Source organism: Bacillus litorisediminis (assembly GCF_022808645.1).
Classification (GTDB): Bacteria; Bacillota; Bacilli; order Bacillales; family JC228; genus Bacillus_BF; species Bacillus_BF litorisediminis.
Map to the genome: position 1 here is coordinate 1 of NZ_JAKZKT010000029.1, position 17,222 is coordinate 17,222.

Here is a 17,222-nt window from a genome sequence, read left to right on the forward strand (position 1 = left end):
AAGAAATGGGAAGGTGGACACATCCAACAATGGGCCATGATCATGAATCAACTATTAGTTCACGACCACCTGAAGAAACGTGTGAAGAAATATCTAGAATAACTTACACACTTTTCTTGACAAGCCCTATAAATGACTTTTTAGTTGCATCTGTTCCTAATTTAGCTATAAGGCTGGTTTTCAAGGAGACTTCTGCTGTTCTTTTATTTAATTTAGGCCTTGAGATCCTATATGAAGGACATTTTGGCTGTTTGTCACTTATTTATGGCCATGAGATCTTCTAAAAAAGATACTTTGCGATGCTTTTCACTTATTTCTGGCCCTTAGAGACTCTATGAAGGACCTTTCGACGACTCTCTCATCCATTTTTGTCCTTCATCCCCCTTATGATGGACATTTCAGCGGCTCTCTCATCCATTTTTGTCTTTCATCCCCCTTATGATGGACATTTCACCGGCTCTCTCATCCATTTTTGTCCTTCATCCCCCTTATGATGGACGTTTCACCGGCTCTCTCATCCATTTTTGTCCTTCATCCCCCTTATGATGGACATTTCACCGGCTCTCTCATCCATTTTTGTCCTTCATCCCCCTTATGATGGACATTTCACCGGCTCTCTCATCCATTTTTGTCTTTCATCCCCCTTATGATGGACATTTTAGCGGCTCTCTCATCCATTTTTGTCTTTCATCCCCCTTATGATGGACATTTCACCGGCTCTCTCATCCATTTTTGTCTTTCATCCCCCTTATGAGGGCATTTCAGCGGCTCCTCACCCGACAACAGCCACAAAAAAAGTGTGAAACACGAGGTTTCACACCATAATCACATATTATTGATACATTAATTCTCTTTTCTTTTGTACGTCTTGATCCTCAAGGAACTCATCATATGTCATTTGCTTGTCGATTAAACCGTTTGGAGTAATTTCAATAATACGGTTCGCAATCGTTTGAACAAACTGATGGTCATGGGATGTGAACAAGACTGATCCTTTATAATTGATTAAGCCATTGTTTAGTGCTGTAATCGATTCAAGATCTAAATGGTTCGTCGGTTCATCTAAAATTAACACATTTGCTCCGCTTAGCATCATTTTAGACAGCATACAGCGAACTTTTTCTCCACCTGATAAAACAGAAGCCTTTTTCAAAACCTCTTCTCCGGAGAACAGCATTCTTCCAAGGAAGCCGCGAAGGAAGCTTTCGCTGTCGTCCTTCGGTGAGAACTGACGGAGCCAATCTACAAGGTTCAGGTCCGTATTAAAGTACTCTGAGTTATCTTTTGGGAAATAGGCTTGAGACGTGGTTACTCCCCATTTAAAGGACCCGCTGTCCGGTTCCATCTCACCCATTAAAATTTTGAAAAGAGTTGTAATTGCCAGCTCGTTCTTCCCTACAAAGGCAATTTTGTCATCCTTATTCATTATAAAGCTGACCTGATCCAGCACCTTAACGCCATCAATGGTTTTAGTTAGATTTTCAACCCGCAGTAAGTCATTTCCGATTTCACGGTCCATCGCAAAATGAACATACGGATAACGTCTTGACGATGGTTTAATGTCATCTAGCGTAATCTTATCTAATAATTTTTTACGGGATGTTGCCTGTCTGGACTTAGATGCATTTGCACTAAAGCGGGCAATAAAGCTTTGCAGTTCTTTAATTTTTTCTTCTTTTTTCTTGTTGGCATCCTGGGCCATTTTTAAAGCTAATTGACTCGATTCATACCAGAAATCGTAGTTCCCTACGTAAATCTGGATTTTTCCGAAATCGAGGTCCGCCATATGAGTACATACCTTATTTAAGAAGTGACGGTCGTGGGAAACAACAATTACAGTATTTTCAAAGTTAATTAAGAATTCTTCTAACCACCGGATTGCATGGATGTCCAAGTGGTTCGTCGGCTCATCTAATAACAAGATATCTGGCTTGCCAAACAAAGCTTGTGCCAGTAATACTTTTACCTTTTCAGAACCAGACAAATCCGCCATCTTCTTATTGTGAAGTTCTTCGCCAATTCCGAGACCTTTTAATAGAATCGCTGCTTCCGATTCAGCTTCCCACCCGTTAAGCTCCGCAAATTCAGCTTCTAATTCAGCTGCTTTCATTCCGTCTTCATCCGTAAAATCGGGCTTCATATAAATTGCATCTTTTTCCTGCATCACTTGATACAAGCGTTCATGCCCCATAATAACCGTTTGAATGACTTCATTTTCTTCGTATTCAAAATGGTTTTGTTTTAGTACGGCTAAACGCTCACCAGGTGTGACCGATACATGACCAGTTTGCGGTTCAATATCGCCAGATAATATTTTTAAAAAGGTGGATTTCCCTGCTCCGTTCGCTCCAATGAGACCATAACAGTTGCCAGGGGTAAATTTTATATTAACGTCTTCAAACAATTTTCTGTCACCATAGCGAAGACTTACATTGCTTACAGTTATCATATTTTTTTATCTCCTCCGTCAAGCTATTCAACAACGATTGTACCACAGAATTACGTGATATCGTCACTGGAACTTATAACTACTTCAAATAAACAATATATTGTACTCAAATGCTTTACGATTATACACACGATTACCAGTATAGGAAAAAAATGAGCATTTTAATCTTTCCCAGCTACAAAAAGACCATCCAATGATGGTCCTCTTTTTGATTATCTTAATATCTATTTTTTTGAGCGATTAAGGAATCAACTATGCCATACTATCTAAAAAAATTCTTAATAGCTTCAATTCTTATGTTATGGCTACAATCTTCACAACAATATATTCCCTTTTCGCGCTTTTTCTTGTAATGTTTATATTCTTTTGTTCCTTCATAGACCCTGTATACTTTTTTACAGCTATAACAATGGACTTCATAATAAAACATTGTATGTCCCCTCTCAGCAAGGTAATTACTTACTGGTTGCTCTATCAAAGATGGTCACTAATTCTTGAGTATAGGCCATAACATCCAAGTGTGGATTTCTCATTAATTCAATGCTGAACCCATCTATGGCATGCCTGATTGTTGATGCCATGATCCCTACCGATAAAGGGGAGAGCTCTCGGAAAACTCCTTGTTTCATACCCATATGAAGAATATTTTTAATTGGAAGGAAAATAGTTTCATCATGTTCTGCTGCAAACCGAAGTTTTCCATCATCGGTTCTCTCATTAGAGACAATCTCTATAACAGCGAATACATGCTTGCGATTTTCATCTACAAATCTCAGATTCAATTCAATATATCTCTTAAGCATATCTTTCGGTGACGATTGAGCTTGAATTTGCGGAAGGATAAAGGATTGGCAAGCTAAGTAATAGTCAACCACCACTTGCTTAAGAAGTTCCTCTTTGTTTGAAAAATGATAAGAAATAACCCCCTTACTTATTTTGGCACGTTTTGCAATTTCACCTAATGATGCCTGTGCATAACCCACTTCTGCAATTGTCTCGATCGCATATTCCACAATTTGAGCTCTGCGTGCTTCTTCAATAAAAGTCATTTGTTTTTTAACGGTTGTATTATTATTTTTACTCATGACTAAATTTTAGTACAGTCGTACTAAAATTGCAAATAAAAAACCATTAGACGCTGATTTGTTCTAATGGCTGCAAATACTTCTTATTAAGTACACAATTAATGAAAATTTTTAATCATGATCTCTTTATAGCACTTAAGCACACTTTCCTTTAATTAAGATGCTTTGTTATGGATTATGTTCAATTTTACAAATCCACTTATAATAGCTTAACACAATGAATAGTAAGAGGGGATCTACAATTAATGAATACCACAAGCTCCACCAGCCATAATTAAAATAGCCCCAAGGTTCAGGGAGCAATGCTATTAATTCATAAGCCAACATAAATATCAGCCAATATATAAAATATAAAGTCTTTTTTAACCATGAGGCGTTAAAAGGGTACCAATTTAAAAACATCATATTTACTGGCGGTATAAGTACGGTTATGCTAAGTAAAGATGCCCATTCAATATCTTTTGAAAAGTACCAATACCCATGATATTTCTGGTCAATATATAAATCAGCCAGACCCTGAAAAAAGCCGGTAAATACCCAAATATGTACAATTTGATTTATGGTAAGGCGTTTATTGGTAGCGAATGCAACAATATTAAAAAGGATAATGGCAATGATAAGTCCAATCATAAAAAGATTCCTTTTTGATAATGATTTTGTCCTACTCTTCTTTTAGTATTCTTCCCCATTTTTAAGCAGAAATATGAAATACTGATCCCTTAGTTAGACAAACACGAAGTACAAATTGAATGTACTAATTAGAACTGCTTCGCCAATGCTTAGACCAAAAAAAACCCTTTCTAAATCAAGGAAGGGCATTAACAATTATAGGTTGATGAGGGAGATTAATTCTTATTGACCAGGGCATCTTATTTAAACGTAATCGATCACAATTTGAAATTATTTGTTTTATTGAAGTCTTGCTTTAACAATGAATACATATATAAATCATCAAATTTTCCGCCAGTAAACTCATAATTTCTCAAAAGTCCTTCTCTAATAAACCCATGTCTTTCTACTAATTTTTGCGAAGGTATATTAGGAGGTTCTATCAGCGCTTCAATCCTTTGTAAATTCATCTCTTCAAATCCATACCTAATAATCGCTTCAAATGCCTCACTTGCTATTCCTTTTCCCCAGTATTCTCTGCTTAACTCAAAACCAATTTCAGAACGGTAATGCTGTGAAACCACCTTAAGAAAACCACAACTGCCAATCACTTCTCCGTTGTTCTTAATCGTAATCCCCCATCTTATTCCTGTTTTCTTTTCGAATATAGATTGATACCACGAAATCTCATCCAATGCGTCTTCAATGGATTTAAAAGGCTCTAATCCAACATATTTCATTACTTCTTGATCAGATAAATACTTTAATAGGCTGCTCGCATCATCTTTAGTTACTTGTCTTAATATCAATCTATCCGTTTCAAGTATTGGAAATTCGCTTACTTCCGCCATAACAAACCTCTCCCAGTTATAATTCAATTTCATCAGTGTTGCACATTTTGGTTTATTGATTGCAATTGCAGACTTTCATTATAAGTTAGTATTGTCGTCCATATTACTGTTCTCAATTGCAGTTGTACTATTTTCTCATTCAGATAGTTACTTTACTAAGTAATTTCTTCTGCCCTTATAAGTACAATATAAATTCTTTTTCTCTTTTTGTCATATAAATATCCAAGTATAAAAGCAGGAATTAAAATAATTGGCCCAAACACACTATGCGCAGTGAATATTTGCTTGTTTATTACCAATCCTACCTTTTAGGAGGTGTTCTTCTAAAATGAAAAAACAAGAAAAATCTAAAGATATTGGCCAAAAATCCGAATCAATGAATACCATGGATCAGGGATTAAACTTAATATTCCAGACAGTTAATAATGCAACTGGTCTTGACAAGGGGAACGATGGAAAAATTGATAAAAATGATGATTAACCCATAAACTCTTAAGTTCAGTATTTGGTAGTACTTTAAGTGATGACCTTTTGTTGTTGTTCAAGGAGAAAAAGGTTGGATTATGGAATCTCCATAAAGTAAAATAAATCCGAAGTATTAACCCTTAATAATGAGCTGATCAAAAAGCCCCTTCTCACCAAAGAAGGGCTTTTCACATTTTTGGGAATTATAAGGCAGTCTGATTAAACTTCTTTTCAAGAAAATATTGAATTCCATATAAAATAAATGCTTTATGGAATATATAAAGGAAAAATTGCCAATTATTAATCCGATGTAACGCAGCAATTTTTACTCGTTTTAAAAAACTTGGGACTATGTAACAAAAGAAAGCATCAACTATGGCGTTAAGTAAAATGAAACATTTAAAATTCCCGTATGTCCATTTTAAAATCCACATTGATCCAACTAAATGAGGACCTATATTAAAGGGAAATTCTCCTGTAAAATATGATTTGGGTTTGTTATAAAAAATCCACCATTTTCTCCTTCTCCCAATTTGAACATTAACAGCTTCTAAAAGAACTATAAGTATTGAAGCAGGAAGAAATCTTTTTATATTTCGTGAACCCAATAAGGGTAATGACATCCATGATAGTACGACCATTAGAATATTCAGTATCAATTGTAATTTCATTGATTTATAATCCTCCCTCTTCCCTCTTATCTTTCTCTTTATAACTTTAGTTTATCCATTTTGATACATTTAAAAAACATGCTGGAATTCCCGGTTAGTTGGTATGAGGAGGAAATGGAGTATGCCCTTTTTATCGCTGGAGAAGCCAATTTCATGCAGAAGATGAGATAAAGCCTACAAGCATTTTTATGAAAAGAATTGTATGACGAAAAAATAAAAGAAAAAAGATCGACTCCCTTGGCGATCTTTCTTCCGGTACGTTTATAAATAAAGCCAAAAGCTAACAATTTTAAAAATTACGTCATGATTTTCTTATTCCTTTTCATAGAAAATCCTTATTACAACCTCAAGAATTACAAGATTTAACTATACAGGTGGATAAAAAAGTAACTAATCAGAAATTATTTTTTCTCTATCAACTGCTTGTGGTGCTTTTTCAAACCAGCCTTTCTCAATCATAATTTTTGCTGCATCTTGCACAAAAGATGAATTTTTCATAAAGGCATTCATGTAGACTAGCCCTAAATCATGTCTTCCATTTACCGCTACTGAATTTCCAAATGCTCTAATTTTTATAGAAAACATATCCATCTTATGAAATAGCATTAACTTATCAGAAAAAGGAGAAAAGGTAGATGTTGTCACTAAATGGTCCAGAAAAGATGGTGTTGGCAAATTTTCATCATGCATTTTTTGCATATAGTGTTCAATATTATTGGTTGTTATTTTTATTCCTCTTTCAAACAATTTCCGAATCTTTTCATCCTTTACTACTTGGGCAAACGCTGTAATTAGTGCCTTACTCGTCATATTATTTTCAATATTATCGTAAAGATGAGTAATTTCCATTGCGTGCAAAGGTCGTACATATCCAAAGTATCCGTTCAAAAAATTTTCATGAACAAATTCCACTTTTTCAGGAACTGGAATTAAAGGGGGCTTGATAATAAACCCTTTATTCATTAATATTTCATTGATTTGTTCCATTAAATCCATTGTGGAGTTCAAACAATACCTATAAAATTCTTTAACGTCCTTTCTATAAACAAGGGGTATAGCTATACTATAAATACTCATTCCTGCTTTTGATGCATACTTCAAGTAATGAACATAGAATTCATCTTCAAACAGCCTAGGAGCACCTACATTTACGTCCTCTTCCGTAAAGCCTTGAGGAATAGGGAAATTTTCTTTATTGAAAATATCTTTAATTGTGTTTAATAATTCTTCTGCCAGTTGTAAGGCATTTTGTAATAATATTTTAATATCTTTATCCTCAACGTGCTGGAGATAATAGCTTATAATGCATTTCCCCATGCTGTTCCCCATATAAGTAGCCCACAGTTTAGCCATTTCCGCCGATGTTAGCTTTTCGGTAGTATTTGTTTTATTTGAACTTAATTTAATTGGTTTAATCGTATGCATGGCAACCTCCTCCATTTCTTTTTTGCTTATTATTTTCCTCCTATCCCAATCATATTCTGAACTCAAATGTTTCCTACAACGAAGGTGCCGTGGAATCCGGAATACGAGCAGCTTATGAAGTTAATATCAGAATCTAGTAAGAAAGTCATTATCAAGGCTGTTTATTGTGAGCTTATTTTTACTAAAAACTCCAATACCTTTGCACAAATAGATTAAAGCCTAAATCACTTTTAGATTTAGGCTTTAAATTAACATGCTATTTTATAATTTTCTCCTAGCAGCAGTTCTTCTTAAATTAGAGTCGTCTATTTTACGTTACCTTTCCGCGTGCTTCAATATCCCAAACCCCCACGACCTTATCATTTTGATGTACTACATATTGATCAAATAAATTGGCAACTGGACATGCATGGTTTGGAATAATCTGGATTACATCATTCAAACCTAAGGGAGTTTCCCCATCAATAGACGCAACACCATGTTCTTCTGATAATCTTTCAATTGTAATTTCCGGATGACTAATAACATGTCCGAAGCCTTTTACACTTTTGTTTCCATGTGCCCCCTGATCTAAGCAAAGTGCTTTACTGCCAGTATCCAAAACAAGTCTCGAATTTCGATACTTCCCTACTACAGTCGCTAATACGGACAACGCACAACGGTCAATGTCGGTTACCCCGAGACCGGTTTGAATCGCATCAAAAAACACGGCATTTCCCGGTCTCACTTCATTAATTCCTTTTACTTTACCAGCTACTTTGTAGGTTGGGGTTGAGCCGACACTGCGGACGGCAATCGGAATTCCTTCCCGCTCACAAGCTTCCGCACTCTCAGCAACAGCCTTCCCTTCCAATAATCCAATCTGTTCAATCTCTGACATAGAGGGAGCCGCATAAGAATGGCCTGCATGTGTAAAAATACCGCCGAGCTTTAGACTCTTCTTTAATGTAATATCTATTGCTAGTTTAACAACTTCTTTTCCAGGCTCCACCCCACATCGGTTCAAGCCTGAATTTACCTTGATCCACACTTCCAACTGGTGTGGACTTTGCGACATTAATTGATCCAATAACTCCAATTGCTCATGATTATCTACGGCAATTTTCAAATGTACTCCCTGATCAAGCAGGTTTATGAGTCTGTTAACCTTCTTTTTAGCTGCAATCGGATAGGCAATCAGAATATCCTTGATTCCGGCATTAGCCATCACTTCAGCCTCGCCAATTTTAGCTGTTGTAATACCGGCAGCTCCTGCCTCCAGCTGCAATTTTGCTATGTGTACAGATTTATGGGTTTTAATATGTGGCCTTAGCATTAGCCCATGGTCCTTAGCGAACCTAGCCATATCGGCAATATTTGATTCTAACTTATCCTTATCCAGAAGGAGTGTCGGAGTGTCAAGTTCGTAAATCGACTTTCCTGCTTGCGGCATTTTTTTGTCCTCCTTATGCTTTTACTCTCTATTTCTTACCGTTGTTTTACAAAGACTAGGCTGTAATCGAATAAACCAATACTTCCTTTCCCCATTTATGAATCGTCTTCTCTACCTTCATCCCAATTCGCTCCGCCACTTTTGCAGAAGGTGTATTATTGACATCAGGTAAGGAAATAATCTTTTTAAGGTTCAGCTTTTCAAATCCGTACTTTTTACAAGCGGCAGCGGCTTCAGTTGCGTAGCCTTTTCCCCACTCACGCCTTACAAACAAATAGCCAATTTCCATTTCGATTTTACCATCGACTTCTTGCGGAACTATTCCACACTGTCCAAGAAACTGTCCCGTTTCTTTATGTTCCACAATCCAAAGGCCCACTCCGTAGTTTTTATAGTTGTTTATCGTCCACTCAATCCAGCTCATCGTTTCTTTTTCGTCCTTGGTAGAAGGATAATATTTCATTGCTACTGGATCCGAAAAGATTTCCATTAGGTTTTGCACATCATTTTTTGTCATTTCTCTTAACTTAAGACGGTCAGTGGTTAGGATATATGTACCCATATTGTCTCTCCTTTATAAAAGTTTGCTATATTAAAAGCTATCTCTGCTCACTTCACAAACTAGCGGCTCTTCATATGAAATAACATCAATGATATGGTTTAGACAATAAATTCCGTAATGAACATGTTGTTTGTTAGGGTGAATGTGATGTGCCATAGTTTGAGAGAGAATGTATTCAAAGTACCTGGATTGTTTGGCAATTTTAAAACAGCTGCCTTCAAATACATCATAATTATTGAAAGGAAAATAAGTTTCATTTAATACGGAATAAGAGATGTACGTGCTGAAGTCAACCTTTAAAATGGGGAGACCCTCATCTACCACAATTGGCCTAACATCGTGAATAACTTGTTCTCCCCACGTTAAATCCTGACTCTGATCACTGACTTTGCATCGATCTACATAAACCGTTAAATGGCAAGGTTCTGATTCTACAATGGTATTTAAATAAATATTTCCATTCCAGTTAAATAAGTCCCGGAAATTCACCTTAACCACCCCCGTTGTTTCTATTCTTAAATCATCTATTTCTATAGAGCTTTTTCTAAGGCTATCTCAAAAATTCTTTAGATCGTTCTTATATAATGAACCCTTCATCCGAATAACTTTTCCATTTACTTCGGTCCCTGCCTCTACCATACCGTTTTTTTGGTAAAAATGTAGAGCTCTAACGTTTGTAGGAGAAACTCTTAAATGAAATTCCTCTACGTTATTGTTATTAAAAAACTCATTGGCATAAGCATATAACTCTTTTCCGAGACCCAGTCCCCTTTTTTCGGGGATTAAGTAAAAAAGATGGACGTATCCAATATCCTTTCCCTGAAAGGATCTAATAGAGAGTTCTAGCTGTCCTATTGTTTTTCCTCTTTCCTCAACCATCACAAATCCGTCCGGGAAATTTTTAACCTGCTCTTGCAGCCATATGAGATAGTCGTGTTCGTCAAAATCTGATGAATTCCCGAAACTCTCTTTAAAGGAATCCTTGCGAAACTCTATGACTCTAGTACGTTCTTTTGTCAAATCAATCGTTTCGAACCAAAGCAAGGTACGCACCTCTCTTACGAAATGGTACTAAAGGTACTATAAGTTTACCAATTTTATCCTATAATGAATAGACTGAATATTTTCCAAGTTATCAAAACTTGATTTATATTTATGAAGGAAAAATTCGTACAAATCGTACAGCACCAGGAAGAATTATAAAATTCCGGTATTCCTTTTGTCAGTACTCCTTATGATTTAAAGGCGGATAACTTAATATTTACACCAGAGCCTTATTTAATTGATCCTGGCAATGCGATGTGGGTTCCGCGGGTGTTTATGTGCCGTTCCGTACTGTTTATGTGCCATTCCTCATCGTTTATGTGCCGTTCACACGGTTTATGTGCCGTTCTGCACCGTCTATGTGCCGTTCCTCATCACTTATGTGCCGTTCACACGGTTTATGTGCCGTTCACACCGTTTATGTGCCGTTCCGCACCGTTTATGTGCCGTTCCTCATCGTTTATGTGCCGTTCCACACCATTTATGTGCCGTTCTGCACCGTTTATGTGCCGTTCACGCCATTTACTAAATTCAGTTTTCATACATTTGATTCCTTTATTAAATAAAGGCATGCAGGACCACCCCTTGCATGCCTTCCACTATTTAAATATTTTCCTGTTTTAAAGCATCGATAATATTTTCTTTTTTGACTTTTGCACTTGAGTATAGCATCGCTGCGCTGACGATGACAAAAACAGCCGATACTGCATAAACAAGACTATCCAATGGAATTGTAAATGAATAGCTAAAGGTTCCCATTAGAGATCGATGGATCATATACATGACAGCTATACTAATAGGAATGCCATAGAGCACTGCTTTCACTCCATAAAAAATACTTTCATAGTTTATCATTTTGTTAAAGCCCTTCGGTGTCATACCGACCGACTTTAGCATGGCAAATTCGCGTTTTCTTAAAGAGATACTCGTTGAAATTGTGTTAAAGATATTGGCAACCGAGATTGCAGTGATTAAAATAATAAATCCATAAGTAAAGACGGACAAAATTAGTATCATTTGTTCTTCCTGTTGTCTTTGCTGATATACATTGTATACACTCAAATGCCCGCTGCTCATAGTGTTTTCCATTTCTTCAATATCTTGCTGGGTTCCCATTGGGTCAATACTTTTTAGAAACACTTGGGTATAGGTTTCAGCCGCATGCTCACTGCCTGTGATCTCATTTAATGCTTCCTTTGAAACAATCATATGAATACTACCAATTCCCGATTGACCGACTCCCATTGGTACCTCATCTGTTAAAGCAGCAATTTCAACTGTAGCTAAAGGTTTTTCTTCCCCTGTTTCCCGGTCTGTATAATGTAAATCCAGGTTATGGCCAACTTCTGTTTCTACGAGCTTTGTTTCAACGAATTTTCTCGCTTCATAATCTTCATAAATAGTGGTATCAACGACAATGGCTGACAGCTTCTGTCTATCTCTGAGCTGCTCGTAATCTGCCCCTATTTTTTCTGCATATTCTTGTAAACTTTGATTATCAAGAGCTTGAATATTAACAGCTAAAGGATATTTCCCATTTTCCAGTGCGCTGTTGTCTCTATCCACTATATTTTTTAATTGTTCCGCAAGCAAATCCTTATCAATCCATGAAGCGGCAGGGAAGGTAGTAATAGTACTGGATTCCGTTACGTCCTCTAAAGATGTAATGGATTTTAACAGTGTTTCCACTTCCTCCTGTTTCCCATTACCAACGGAAACCTCAATATCAAAATTGATTCCATCCTGCGTCAGCCCAGCCGATTTTTTTAAATTGTCGGTAAAGAAAGATACAGCAAGAAATAAAACGATACTAATAACAAGCGAAAAGACTGTCGCTTGATATCTCCGCTTGTTTCTTTTTAAGTTTTTTAAGCCAATTTCTGCTTCAATGCCAAAGAGCTTGCGAATCAATCTCGAAGTTTTCACTGTCTTTCCGGTTAGTTTAACATCCGCTGTCTGGCGAATGGCATCAATCGCTGAAATTTTTGAAGCCCTTTTTGCAGGGATATAGGCCGAGATAAAGATGGTGAAGATTGAAATCAAACAGGCCAAAATGATTGACAACGGCGACATGGTTACAGTTAATTGCTCAGTGACCCCTAGCACACCTTGGATCATGGAATTAATAAAGGAAAAGGTAATCCCTATCCCAACTAAACCGCTGAGAATCCCAATCGGGATACTAATAAGACCAATTACCATTCCTTCAAATAGAACGGAATTCCGCTTCTGTCTTTTTGTTGCTCCTACGCTAGCCAACATGCCCAGATGACGCGAACGCTCCGAGACTGAAATCGCAAAAGCATTATAGATTAATGAGACAGATCCAACGATAATCACGAGCATGATGACTGCGGATAATGAAAATAAAGTCATACGAAAACCATCGTCTTTAATCACACCGTAATAGCGCAATAATTCATCATTGAATTGAACACTGTCAATTTGATGTCGGTTTGCAAATTCTTCCGCGTGGGAAAATAAGCGGCTGTTCACGGATTTTAAGACAACCGATGCCTGCACTATATCACTTTTTCCTATTAGATCCTCATCTACATACGAAAGTACTGTATAACCTGGTGCCCAGGTCGGCTCCCAAATTGGACGCTTAATTGTCCCTACAATTGTATAGCTTTTCGAAGTGACATTTTCTAATTTCTCTATAACTGCACCATCTTCGTCTTTTTGCAGCGGAGTATTTTGCCCGAAGAAAGCTGCCTCACTTTTATCCGAAACTCGTTCTCCCACAAGGAGGGTTACCCTATCACCTATTTCATAGTCCACTTTACCATTGCCCGAGATTTCCTCTGAAATGACGATTTCACTGTCTGATTGCGGGAGTCTGCCCTCACTTAATTCAATAGGAAATTGTTTAAAGCCAGCACTATTAAATTCTTTAATAAATAGATAAGGCTTGTTCCGGTTTTGTCCGCCGACAAGCTGTGCATATCCTACATCTCTTGAAATAATGGTCGTTTTGTTGACCTCATCACTTTGAATTGCTTCGAGCTGTGCCTTGTTCACATCCTCGTATAACACATGCCATTCTCCGCTGTTTGCAATGGTCTGTCTTTTGAATAAATCCATAAAAGAAGTCCCGAGGGTGGTCACCGCGGTTACCATCGCAACAGAAATAATAACCCCTATAATCGTAATAATCGTTCTTTTTTTGTTTTTTATTAAATTTCGTGTGGTTACCTTGTTGACAATGTTCATGGACGAATCACCTCATCCTTGACAATCCGGCCATCCTCAATAGCAATCACTCGATCAGCCTGAAGGGCAATCCGTTCATCATGAGTAATGATGATTAACGTTTGATTGTAGGTTTTATTAAACATTTTTAATAAATCAATAATCTCGCTGCTGTTTTTACTATCGAGGTTTCCAGTCGGCTCATCTGCTAACATAATTGAAGGATTACTGATTAAAGCTCGACCGATGGAGACTCTTTGCTGCTGTCCGCCGGATAATTGATTAGGTAAATGGTGTAAGCGATTTTCGATATTCAGCAGTTTGACAATATCGTTAAACTGCTTCCGATCCACCTTGTGCTGATCCAGCAACAGTGGAAGCGTAATATTTTCTTCAACTGTTAGAACCGGAATGAGATTATAAAACTGATAGATTAAGCCAATTTGTCTTCTTCTGAAAATGGCCAGCTGTGTTTCGTTGAGCTGATACATATCCGTATTATCGACGAACACCTTTCCTGCAGTCGGCCAATCCACACCCCCTAATAGATGAAGAAGCGTGGATTTCCCCGATCCAGAAGGACCAATGATCGCAACGAATTCGCCTTTGTTAACTGAAAATGAGACATCATCTAAGGCTTTGACTGCAGTTTCACCCTTCCCATAAATTTTAGACAGATTTTCTATTTTTAAAATTTCCATAGTACCCTCCATAATTGTGATGATGAGTTCAGTATATCTGCCTAAAATGACTAGAAAGTGACTGGGAAAATAACAATTTAGTCACTTTGTTTTAAATCGTCTGTTTATAAAACTTAATCCGAAACTCGGTTCCTATATTTTGTTCACTTTTTACATCAATGTCACCCATCTGGCTTGTAACAATACTATGAGCCATCGCAAGGCCAATGCCCACACTATCATCACTAGCATTTTTCCCTTTATAAAAACGCTTGAAAATGTAAGGAAGATCTTCCTTACCAATTCCTTTTCCGTTATCCGCAATGATGATTTCAGTAAAAAGCGCATTTTCCTCAAAACGGATGGAAATCGTTCCGCCCTTTTGCGTATGCTCCACACAGTTTTTTAAAATATTAAGAAGCGCCTCTCTTGACCAATTGAAATCTCCGATAAAACGAGTAGAATCTTCACCCTCGATCAATAAGGTTTGGTCCTTAATATCCATCGGAATCAGCAGCGGTTCCACAGAATTAGAAACTAACTCACGAACATTCACGGTCTCTTTTTTAAACTGTACCGTGCCCGCATCAATTTTTGAAAGCTTTAATAAAGAAGACACAAGCCACTCAATCCGCTCTAATTGAATTTCAATATTTCGCGTAAATTCAATTCTTTTGTCAGTCGTTAACTGTGGATTACTAAGTAAATCTGCCATTACCATCATGGAAGTAAGCGGCGTTTTAAGCTGATGGGAAATATCAGAAATAGCATCCATTAACCGGATTTTGTCCTTTTTCAATTGCTCACCTTGTTCTGAAAGCATGATGGTCACCTTGTAAATTTCATTCTTTAAAATACTTAACTCACCCTCTTCGTTATCACGGACATCCAAAGAATAATCACCCGCTGCAATTTTCCGTAAATAACCGGAAAGCTTTTCTATCTCTTTATACCGCCACCTGGTAAAGAAAACACTGGTACTAATCAATGCGAAAGAGATGATAAAAACAAAAGGACCGGCAAAGAAGGAAAGCAAATTTGCCAGTATCGTTCCTGTTACGCCAACTGTACACATGATTAATAGGTAAGTTCGAATTTCTCTATTTCGAAGCATCGGTATCATCCATCCTATAGCCAAGCCCTCTCACGGTTTTGATAATGGAGGGGCTTTGCGGGTCGTCCTCTATTTTTTCCCGCAGCCTTTTTATGTACACTGTTAACGTATTATCATTCACAAAATCTCCCGCTACATCCCAAATCTGCTCGAGCAATTGATTCCTTGAAAGAACTTGTCCCTTATGATGAATAAAAATAAGCAATAATCGATACTCTAATGCTGTCAAAAATGTGTCCTTTCCATTTTTATATACTTTCCCTTCATGCATATTGATTTGTAGTGATCCAATCTTAAGTACAGACTGAGGTGTATTCTGTTTTTGATATCTTCTAAGGACTGATTTAATTCTTGAGAGCAGCTCACGGATCCGAAACGGCTTCGTAATATAATCATCCGCTCCCATATCAAGCCCCATCACGACATTGACCTCATCATCAATCGCGGTTAAAAATATGACAGGAATATCTCCCTTTTGTTTTACCATTCTGCATAAATCGTACCCGCTTCCATCTGGCAATGATAAATCAAATAGGCATAAATCAAAGGAAGATTGTTCATTTTCCAATAATTGTTTTGCTGATGAAAAATTATAACAAACCGTTGTTGCAAACTTTTCTTGCTGCAAAAAATATTCAAGCCCCGAGGCAATGGTTTTATCATCTTCTACTATTAAGAGTTTCATAATGGTCATCCTCAACTTCTATTATTGGATCAAGTTTTTTCCGAATTGAATTATTCCAGTATTATTTGGTAATGATAATCTAACTTTACAGTTCTGGAAAACGTATATTTTCCAGGTCCTTCCCCATTATCCAGGATGTGTCCTGTTACCGGCAAATATTTTTAGATATAGTGCCAATTCACTTGAAATTCGATTGGCTCACACTCAAGCCTACCCCATTCATCAAATTGGCTATAATAATCTATTATGTTTTTCATACCCCTTTCCCTGATTTAAAGAGTCAAACTTCCTTTTGCTTCATAATTTTATAATCAGTTACCTCTCATCCATTCTGCTATCTTCCTGCTATTCTCACTTGTTGATTGCTCTAAGTGCTCAATGATCCGCTCTTGAATTTCCTTTGACTTGTTTTGACTCAGTTTTGCTTTCGCTTCTATTTTCTCAATGTTTATTTTCAAGCCAACCACACCTTTACTTAATCCCTCTGCAAATTTTGAGTCCAGGACATTTAACCGATATGGACTGTTTTTGTCTTCGTATTTATCCACCAGAACATGCAAATGCTCCATTAACTCATCCTGATTTTTGATTAGTTCGGCTTTCCCATATACATGGGCTGCAACATAATTCCAGGTCGGTACTGCCAAATCTGTATCATACCAAACAGGAGTCACATACGTATGAGGACCAAGAAATACAGCAAGCACCTCTTGGTTTTCAATATCCTTCCACTGACTATTTGCCCGGGCAAAATGGCCAACTAAAACGTTTTCGTCTCTATCTAATAGTAAAGGAAGATGGGTCGCATATGGACTTCCCGAAACTGTAGAAAACAAGGTGGCAAAGCTATTTTCTTCAATAAAATTAAGAATCAGTTGTTCATCTTTCATTTGGAAATGCTTAGGTATATACATGAAACCTCTCTCCATTCCCCTGCCATTTTTTTGTACCTCTG

General features: G+C 37.1%; 18 protein-coding genes and 1 pseudogene. 2 read left to right on the forward strand and 17 right to left on the reverse strand.

The window, feature by feature from the left end:
• The coding region (locus MLE14_RS14700; RefSeq protein WP_243299230.1) for a hypothetical protein at positions 1-284 on the forward strand (284 nt) is incomplete at its 5' end.
• A gap of 548 nt (positions 285-832) precedes the next feature.
• Here the strand turns inward: MLE14_RS14700 and MLE14_RS14705 are convergent.
• The 5 genes from MLE14_RS14705 to MLE14_RS14725 form a co-directional block, all read right to left on the reverse strand.
• Positions 833-2,449 carry an ABC-F family ATP-binding cassette domain-containing protein gene (locus MLE14_RS14705; protein ID WP_243299174.1) on the reverse strand — a complete coding sequence of 539 codons (1,617 nt, stop codon included), beginning with the start codon at positions 2,447-2,449 and terminating at the stop codon, positions 833-835.
• 262 nt (positions 2,450-2,711) lie between these two features.
• The gene (locus MLE14_RS14710; protein WP_243299175.1) at positions 2,712-2,879 is read right to left on the reverse strand and encodes a DUF2197 domain-containing protein; all 168 of its coding nucleotides are present in this window, start codon (positions 2,877-2,879) and stop codon (positions 2,712-2,714) included.
• A 25-nt stretch (positions 2,880-2,904) separates the two neighbouring features.
• Positions 2,905-3,534, reverse strand: coding sequence for a TetR/AcrR family transcriptional regulator (locus MLE14_RS14715; RefSeq protein ID WP_243299176.1), 630 nt, complete (start codon positions 3,532-3,534; stop codon positions 2,905-2,907).
• A 168-nt stretch (positions 3,535-3,702) separates the two neighbouring features.
• On the reverse strand, positions 3,703-4,164 hold the full coding sequence (locus MLE14_RS14720) for a hypothetical protein (protein WP_243299177.1): 462 nt from the start codon (positions 4,162-4,164) through the stop codon (positions 3,703-3,705).
• 257 nt (positions 4,165-4,421) lie between these two features.
• Positions 4,422-4,994 carry a GNAT family N-acetyltransferase gene (locus tag MLE14_RS14725; RefSeq protein ID WP_243299178.1) on the reverse strand — a complete coding sequence of 191 codons (573 nt, stop codon included), beginning with the start codon at positions 4,992-4,994 and terminating at the stop codon, positions 4,422-4,424.
• Positions 4,995-5,322: 328 nt separating this feature from the next.
• Here MLE14_RS14725 and MLE14_RS14730 point away from each other — a divergent pair, with 328 nt between their 5' ends.
• A complete protein-coding gene (locus MLE14_RS14730; protein ID WP_243299179.1) occupies positions 5,323-5,475 on the forward strand; it encodes a hypothetical protein in 153 nt (50 codons plus the stop codon).
• 187 nt (positions 5,476-5,662) lie between these two features.
• Here MLE14_RS14730 and MLE14_RS14735 read toward each other — a convergent pair whose 3' ends face one another.
• The 12 genes and pseudogenes from MLE14_RS14735 to MLE14_RS14790 all read right to left on the reverse strand — a co-directional run bounded on the left by MLE14_RS14735 (position 5,663) and on the right by MLE14_RS14790 (position 17,181).
• Positions 5,663-6,130 (reverse strand): hypothetical protein, encoded by a 468-nt coding sequence (locus tag MLE14_RS14735; RefSeq protein WP_243299180.1) that lies wholly within the window; start codon positions 6,128-6,130, stop codon positions 5,663-5,665.
• A 390-nt stretch (positions 6,131-6,520) separates the two neighbouring features.
• The gene (locus MLE14_RS14740) at positions 6,521-7,555 is read right to left on the reverse strand and encodes a DUF3231 family protein (protein ID WP_243299181.1); all 1,035 of its coding nucleotides are present in this window, start codon (positions 7,553-7,555) and stop codon (positions 6,521-6,523) included.
• Positions 7,556-7,865: 310 nt separating this feature from the next.
• Complete coding sequence (locus tag MLE14_RS14745; protein WP_243299182.1) at positions 7,866-8,987, reverse strand: alanine racemase; 1,122 nt, start codon at positions 8,985-8,987, stop codon at positions 7,866-7,868.
• 55 nt (positions 8,988-9,042) lie between these two features.
• On the reverse strand, positions 9,043-9,549 hold the full coding sequence (locus MLE14_RS14750) for a GNAT family N-acetyltransferase (RefSeq protein ID WP_243299183.1): 507 nt from the start codon (positions 9,547-9,549) through the stop codon (positions 9,043-9,045).
• A gap of 30 nt (positions 9,550-9,579) precedes the next feature.
• A complete protein-coding gene (locus MLE14_RS14755) occupies positions 9,580-10,038 on the reverse strand; it encodes a hypothetical protein (RefSeq protein WP_243299184.1) in 459 nt (152 codons plus the stop codon).
• Between the two features lie 66 nt (positions 10,039-10,104).
• Positions 10,105-10,602 carry a GNAT family N-acetyltransferase gene (locus MLE14_RS14760; RefSeq protein ID WP_390628944.1) on the reverse strand — a complete coding sequence of 166 codons (498 nt, stop codon included), beginning with the start codon at positions 10,600-10,602 and terminating at the stop codon, positions 10,105-10,107.
• A gap of 594 nt (positions 10,603-11,196) precedes the next feature.
• Complete coding sequence (locus tag MLE14_RS14765; RefSeq protein ID WP_243299186.1) at positions 11,197-13,809, reverse strand: ABC transporter permease; 2,613 nt, start codon at positions 13,807-13,809, stop codon at positions 11,197-11,199.
• Positions 13,806-14,489, reverse strand: a complete 684-nt coding sequence (locus MLE14_RS14770) for an ABC transporter ATP-binding protein (RefSeq protein ID WP_243299187.1) — start codon at positions 14,487-14,489, stop codon at positions 13,806-13,808. The genes MLE14_RS14765 and MLE14_RS14770 overlap by 4 nt, the downstream gene beginning before the upstream one ends.
• A gap of 91 nt (positions 14,490-14,580) precedes the next feature.
• Entirely contained in the window at positions 14,581-15,582 is a 1,002-nt protein-coding gene (locus MLE14_RS14775) for a sensor histidine kinase (RefSeq protein WP_243299188.1), read from the reverse strand.
• Positions 15,569-16,267, reverse strand: a complete 699-nt coding sequence (locus MLE14_RS14780; RefSeq protein ID WP_243299189.1) for a response regulator transcription factor — start codon at positions 16,265-16,267, stop codon at positions 15,569-15,571. Before MLE14_RS14780 ends, MLE14_RS14775 begins: the two co-directional genes overlap by 14 nt.
• Before the next feature lie 164 nt (positions 16,268-16,431).
• Positions 16,432-16,524: pseudogene (locus tag MLE14_RS14785) on the reverse strand (class I SAM-dependent methyltransferase); the annotation flags it as partial.
• Positions 16,525-16,578: 54 nt separating this feature from the next.
• A complete protein-coding gene (locus MLE14_RS14790) occupies positions 16,579-17,181 on the reverse strand; it encodes an FMN-binding negative transcriptional regulator (protein ID WP_243299190.1) in 603 nt (200 codons plus the stop codon).
• Between the last annotated feature and the right edge of the window lie 41 nt (positions 17,182-17,222).

Coding starts and splice junctions, on each gene's coding strand:
- MLE14_RS14705 (WP_243299174.1), bottom strand. CDS start 2,449: ATGATAACTGTAAGCAATGTAAGTCTTCGCTATGGTGACAGAAAATTG.
- MLE14_RS14750 (WP_243299183.1), bottom strand. CDS start 9,549: ATGGGTACATATATCCTAACCACTGACCGTCTTAAGTTAAGAGAAATG.
- MLE14_RS14710 (WP_243299175.1), bottom strand. CDS start 2,879: ATGTTTTATTATGAAGTCCATTGTTATAGCTGTAAAAAAGTATACAGG.
- MLE14_RS14745 (WP_243299182.1), bottom strand. CDS start 8,987: ATGCCGCAAGCAGGAAAGTCGATTTACGAACTTGACACTCCGACACTC.
- MLE14_RS14740 (WP_243299181.1), bottom strand. CDS start 7,555: ATGCATACGATTAAACCAATTAAATTAAGTTCAAATAAAACAAATACT.
- MLE14_RS14730 (WP_243299179.1), top strand. CDS start 5,323: ATGAAAAAACAAGAAAAATCTAAAGATATTGGCCAAAAATCCGAATCA.
- MLE14_RS14790 (WP_243299190.1), bottom strand. CDS start 17,181: ATGTATATACCTAAGCATTTCCAAATGAAAGATGAACAACTGATTCTT.
- MLE14_RS14720 (WP_243299177.1), bottom strand. CDS start 4,164: ATGATTGGACTTATCATTGCCATTATCCTTTTTAATATTGTTGCATTC.
- MLE14_RS14715 (WP_243299176.1), bottom strand. CDS start 3,534: ATGAGTAAAAATAATAATACAACCGTTAAAAAACAAATGACTTTTATT.
- MLE14_RS14775 (WP_243299188.1), bottom strand. CDS start 15,582: ATGCTTCGAAATAGAGAAATTCGAACTTACCTATTAATCATGTGTACA.
- MLE14_RS14765 (WP_243299186.1), bottom strand. CDS start 13,809: ATGAACATTGTCAACAAGGTAACCACACGAAATTTAATAAAAAACAAA.
- MLE14_RS14725 (WP_243299178.1), bottom strand. CDS start 4,994: ATGGCGGAAGTAAGCGAATTTCCAATACTTGAAACGGATAGATTGATA.
- MLE14_RS14735 (WP_243299180.1), bottom strand. CDS start 6,130: ATGAAATTACAATTGATACTGAATATTCTAATGGTCGTACTATCATGG.
- MLE14_RS14780 (WP_243299189.1), bottom strand. CDS start 16,267: ATGAAACTCTTAATAGTAGAAGATGATAAAACCATTGCCTCGGGGCTT.
- MLE14_RS14770 (WP_243299187.1), bottom strand. CDS start 14,489: ATGGAAATTTTAAAAATAGAAAATCTGTCTAAAATTTATGGGAAGGGT.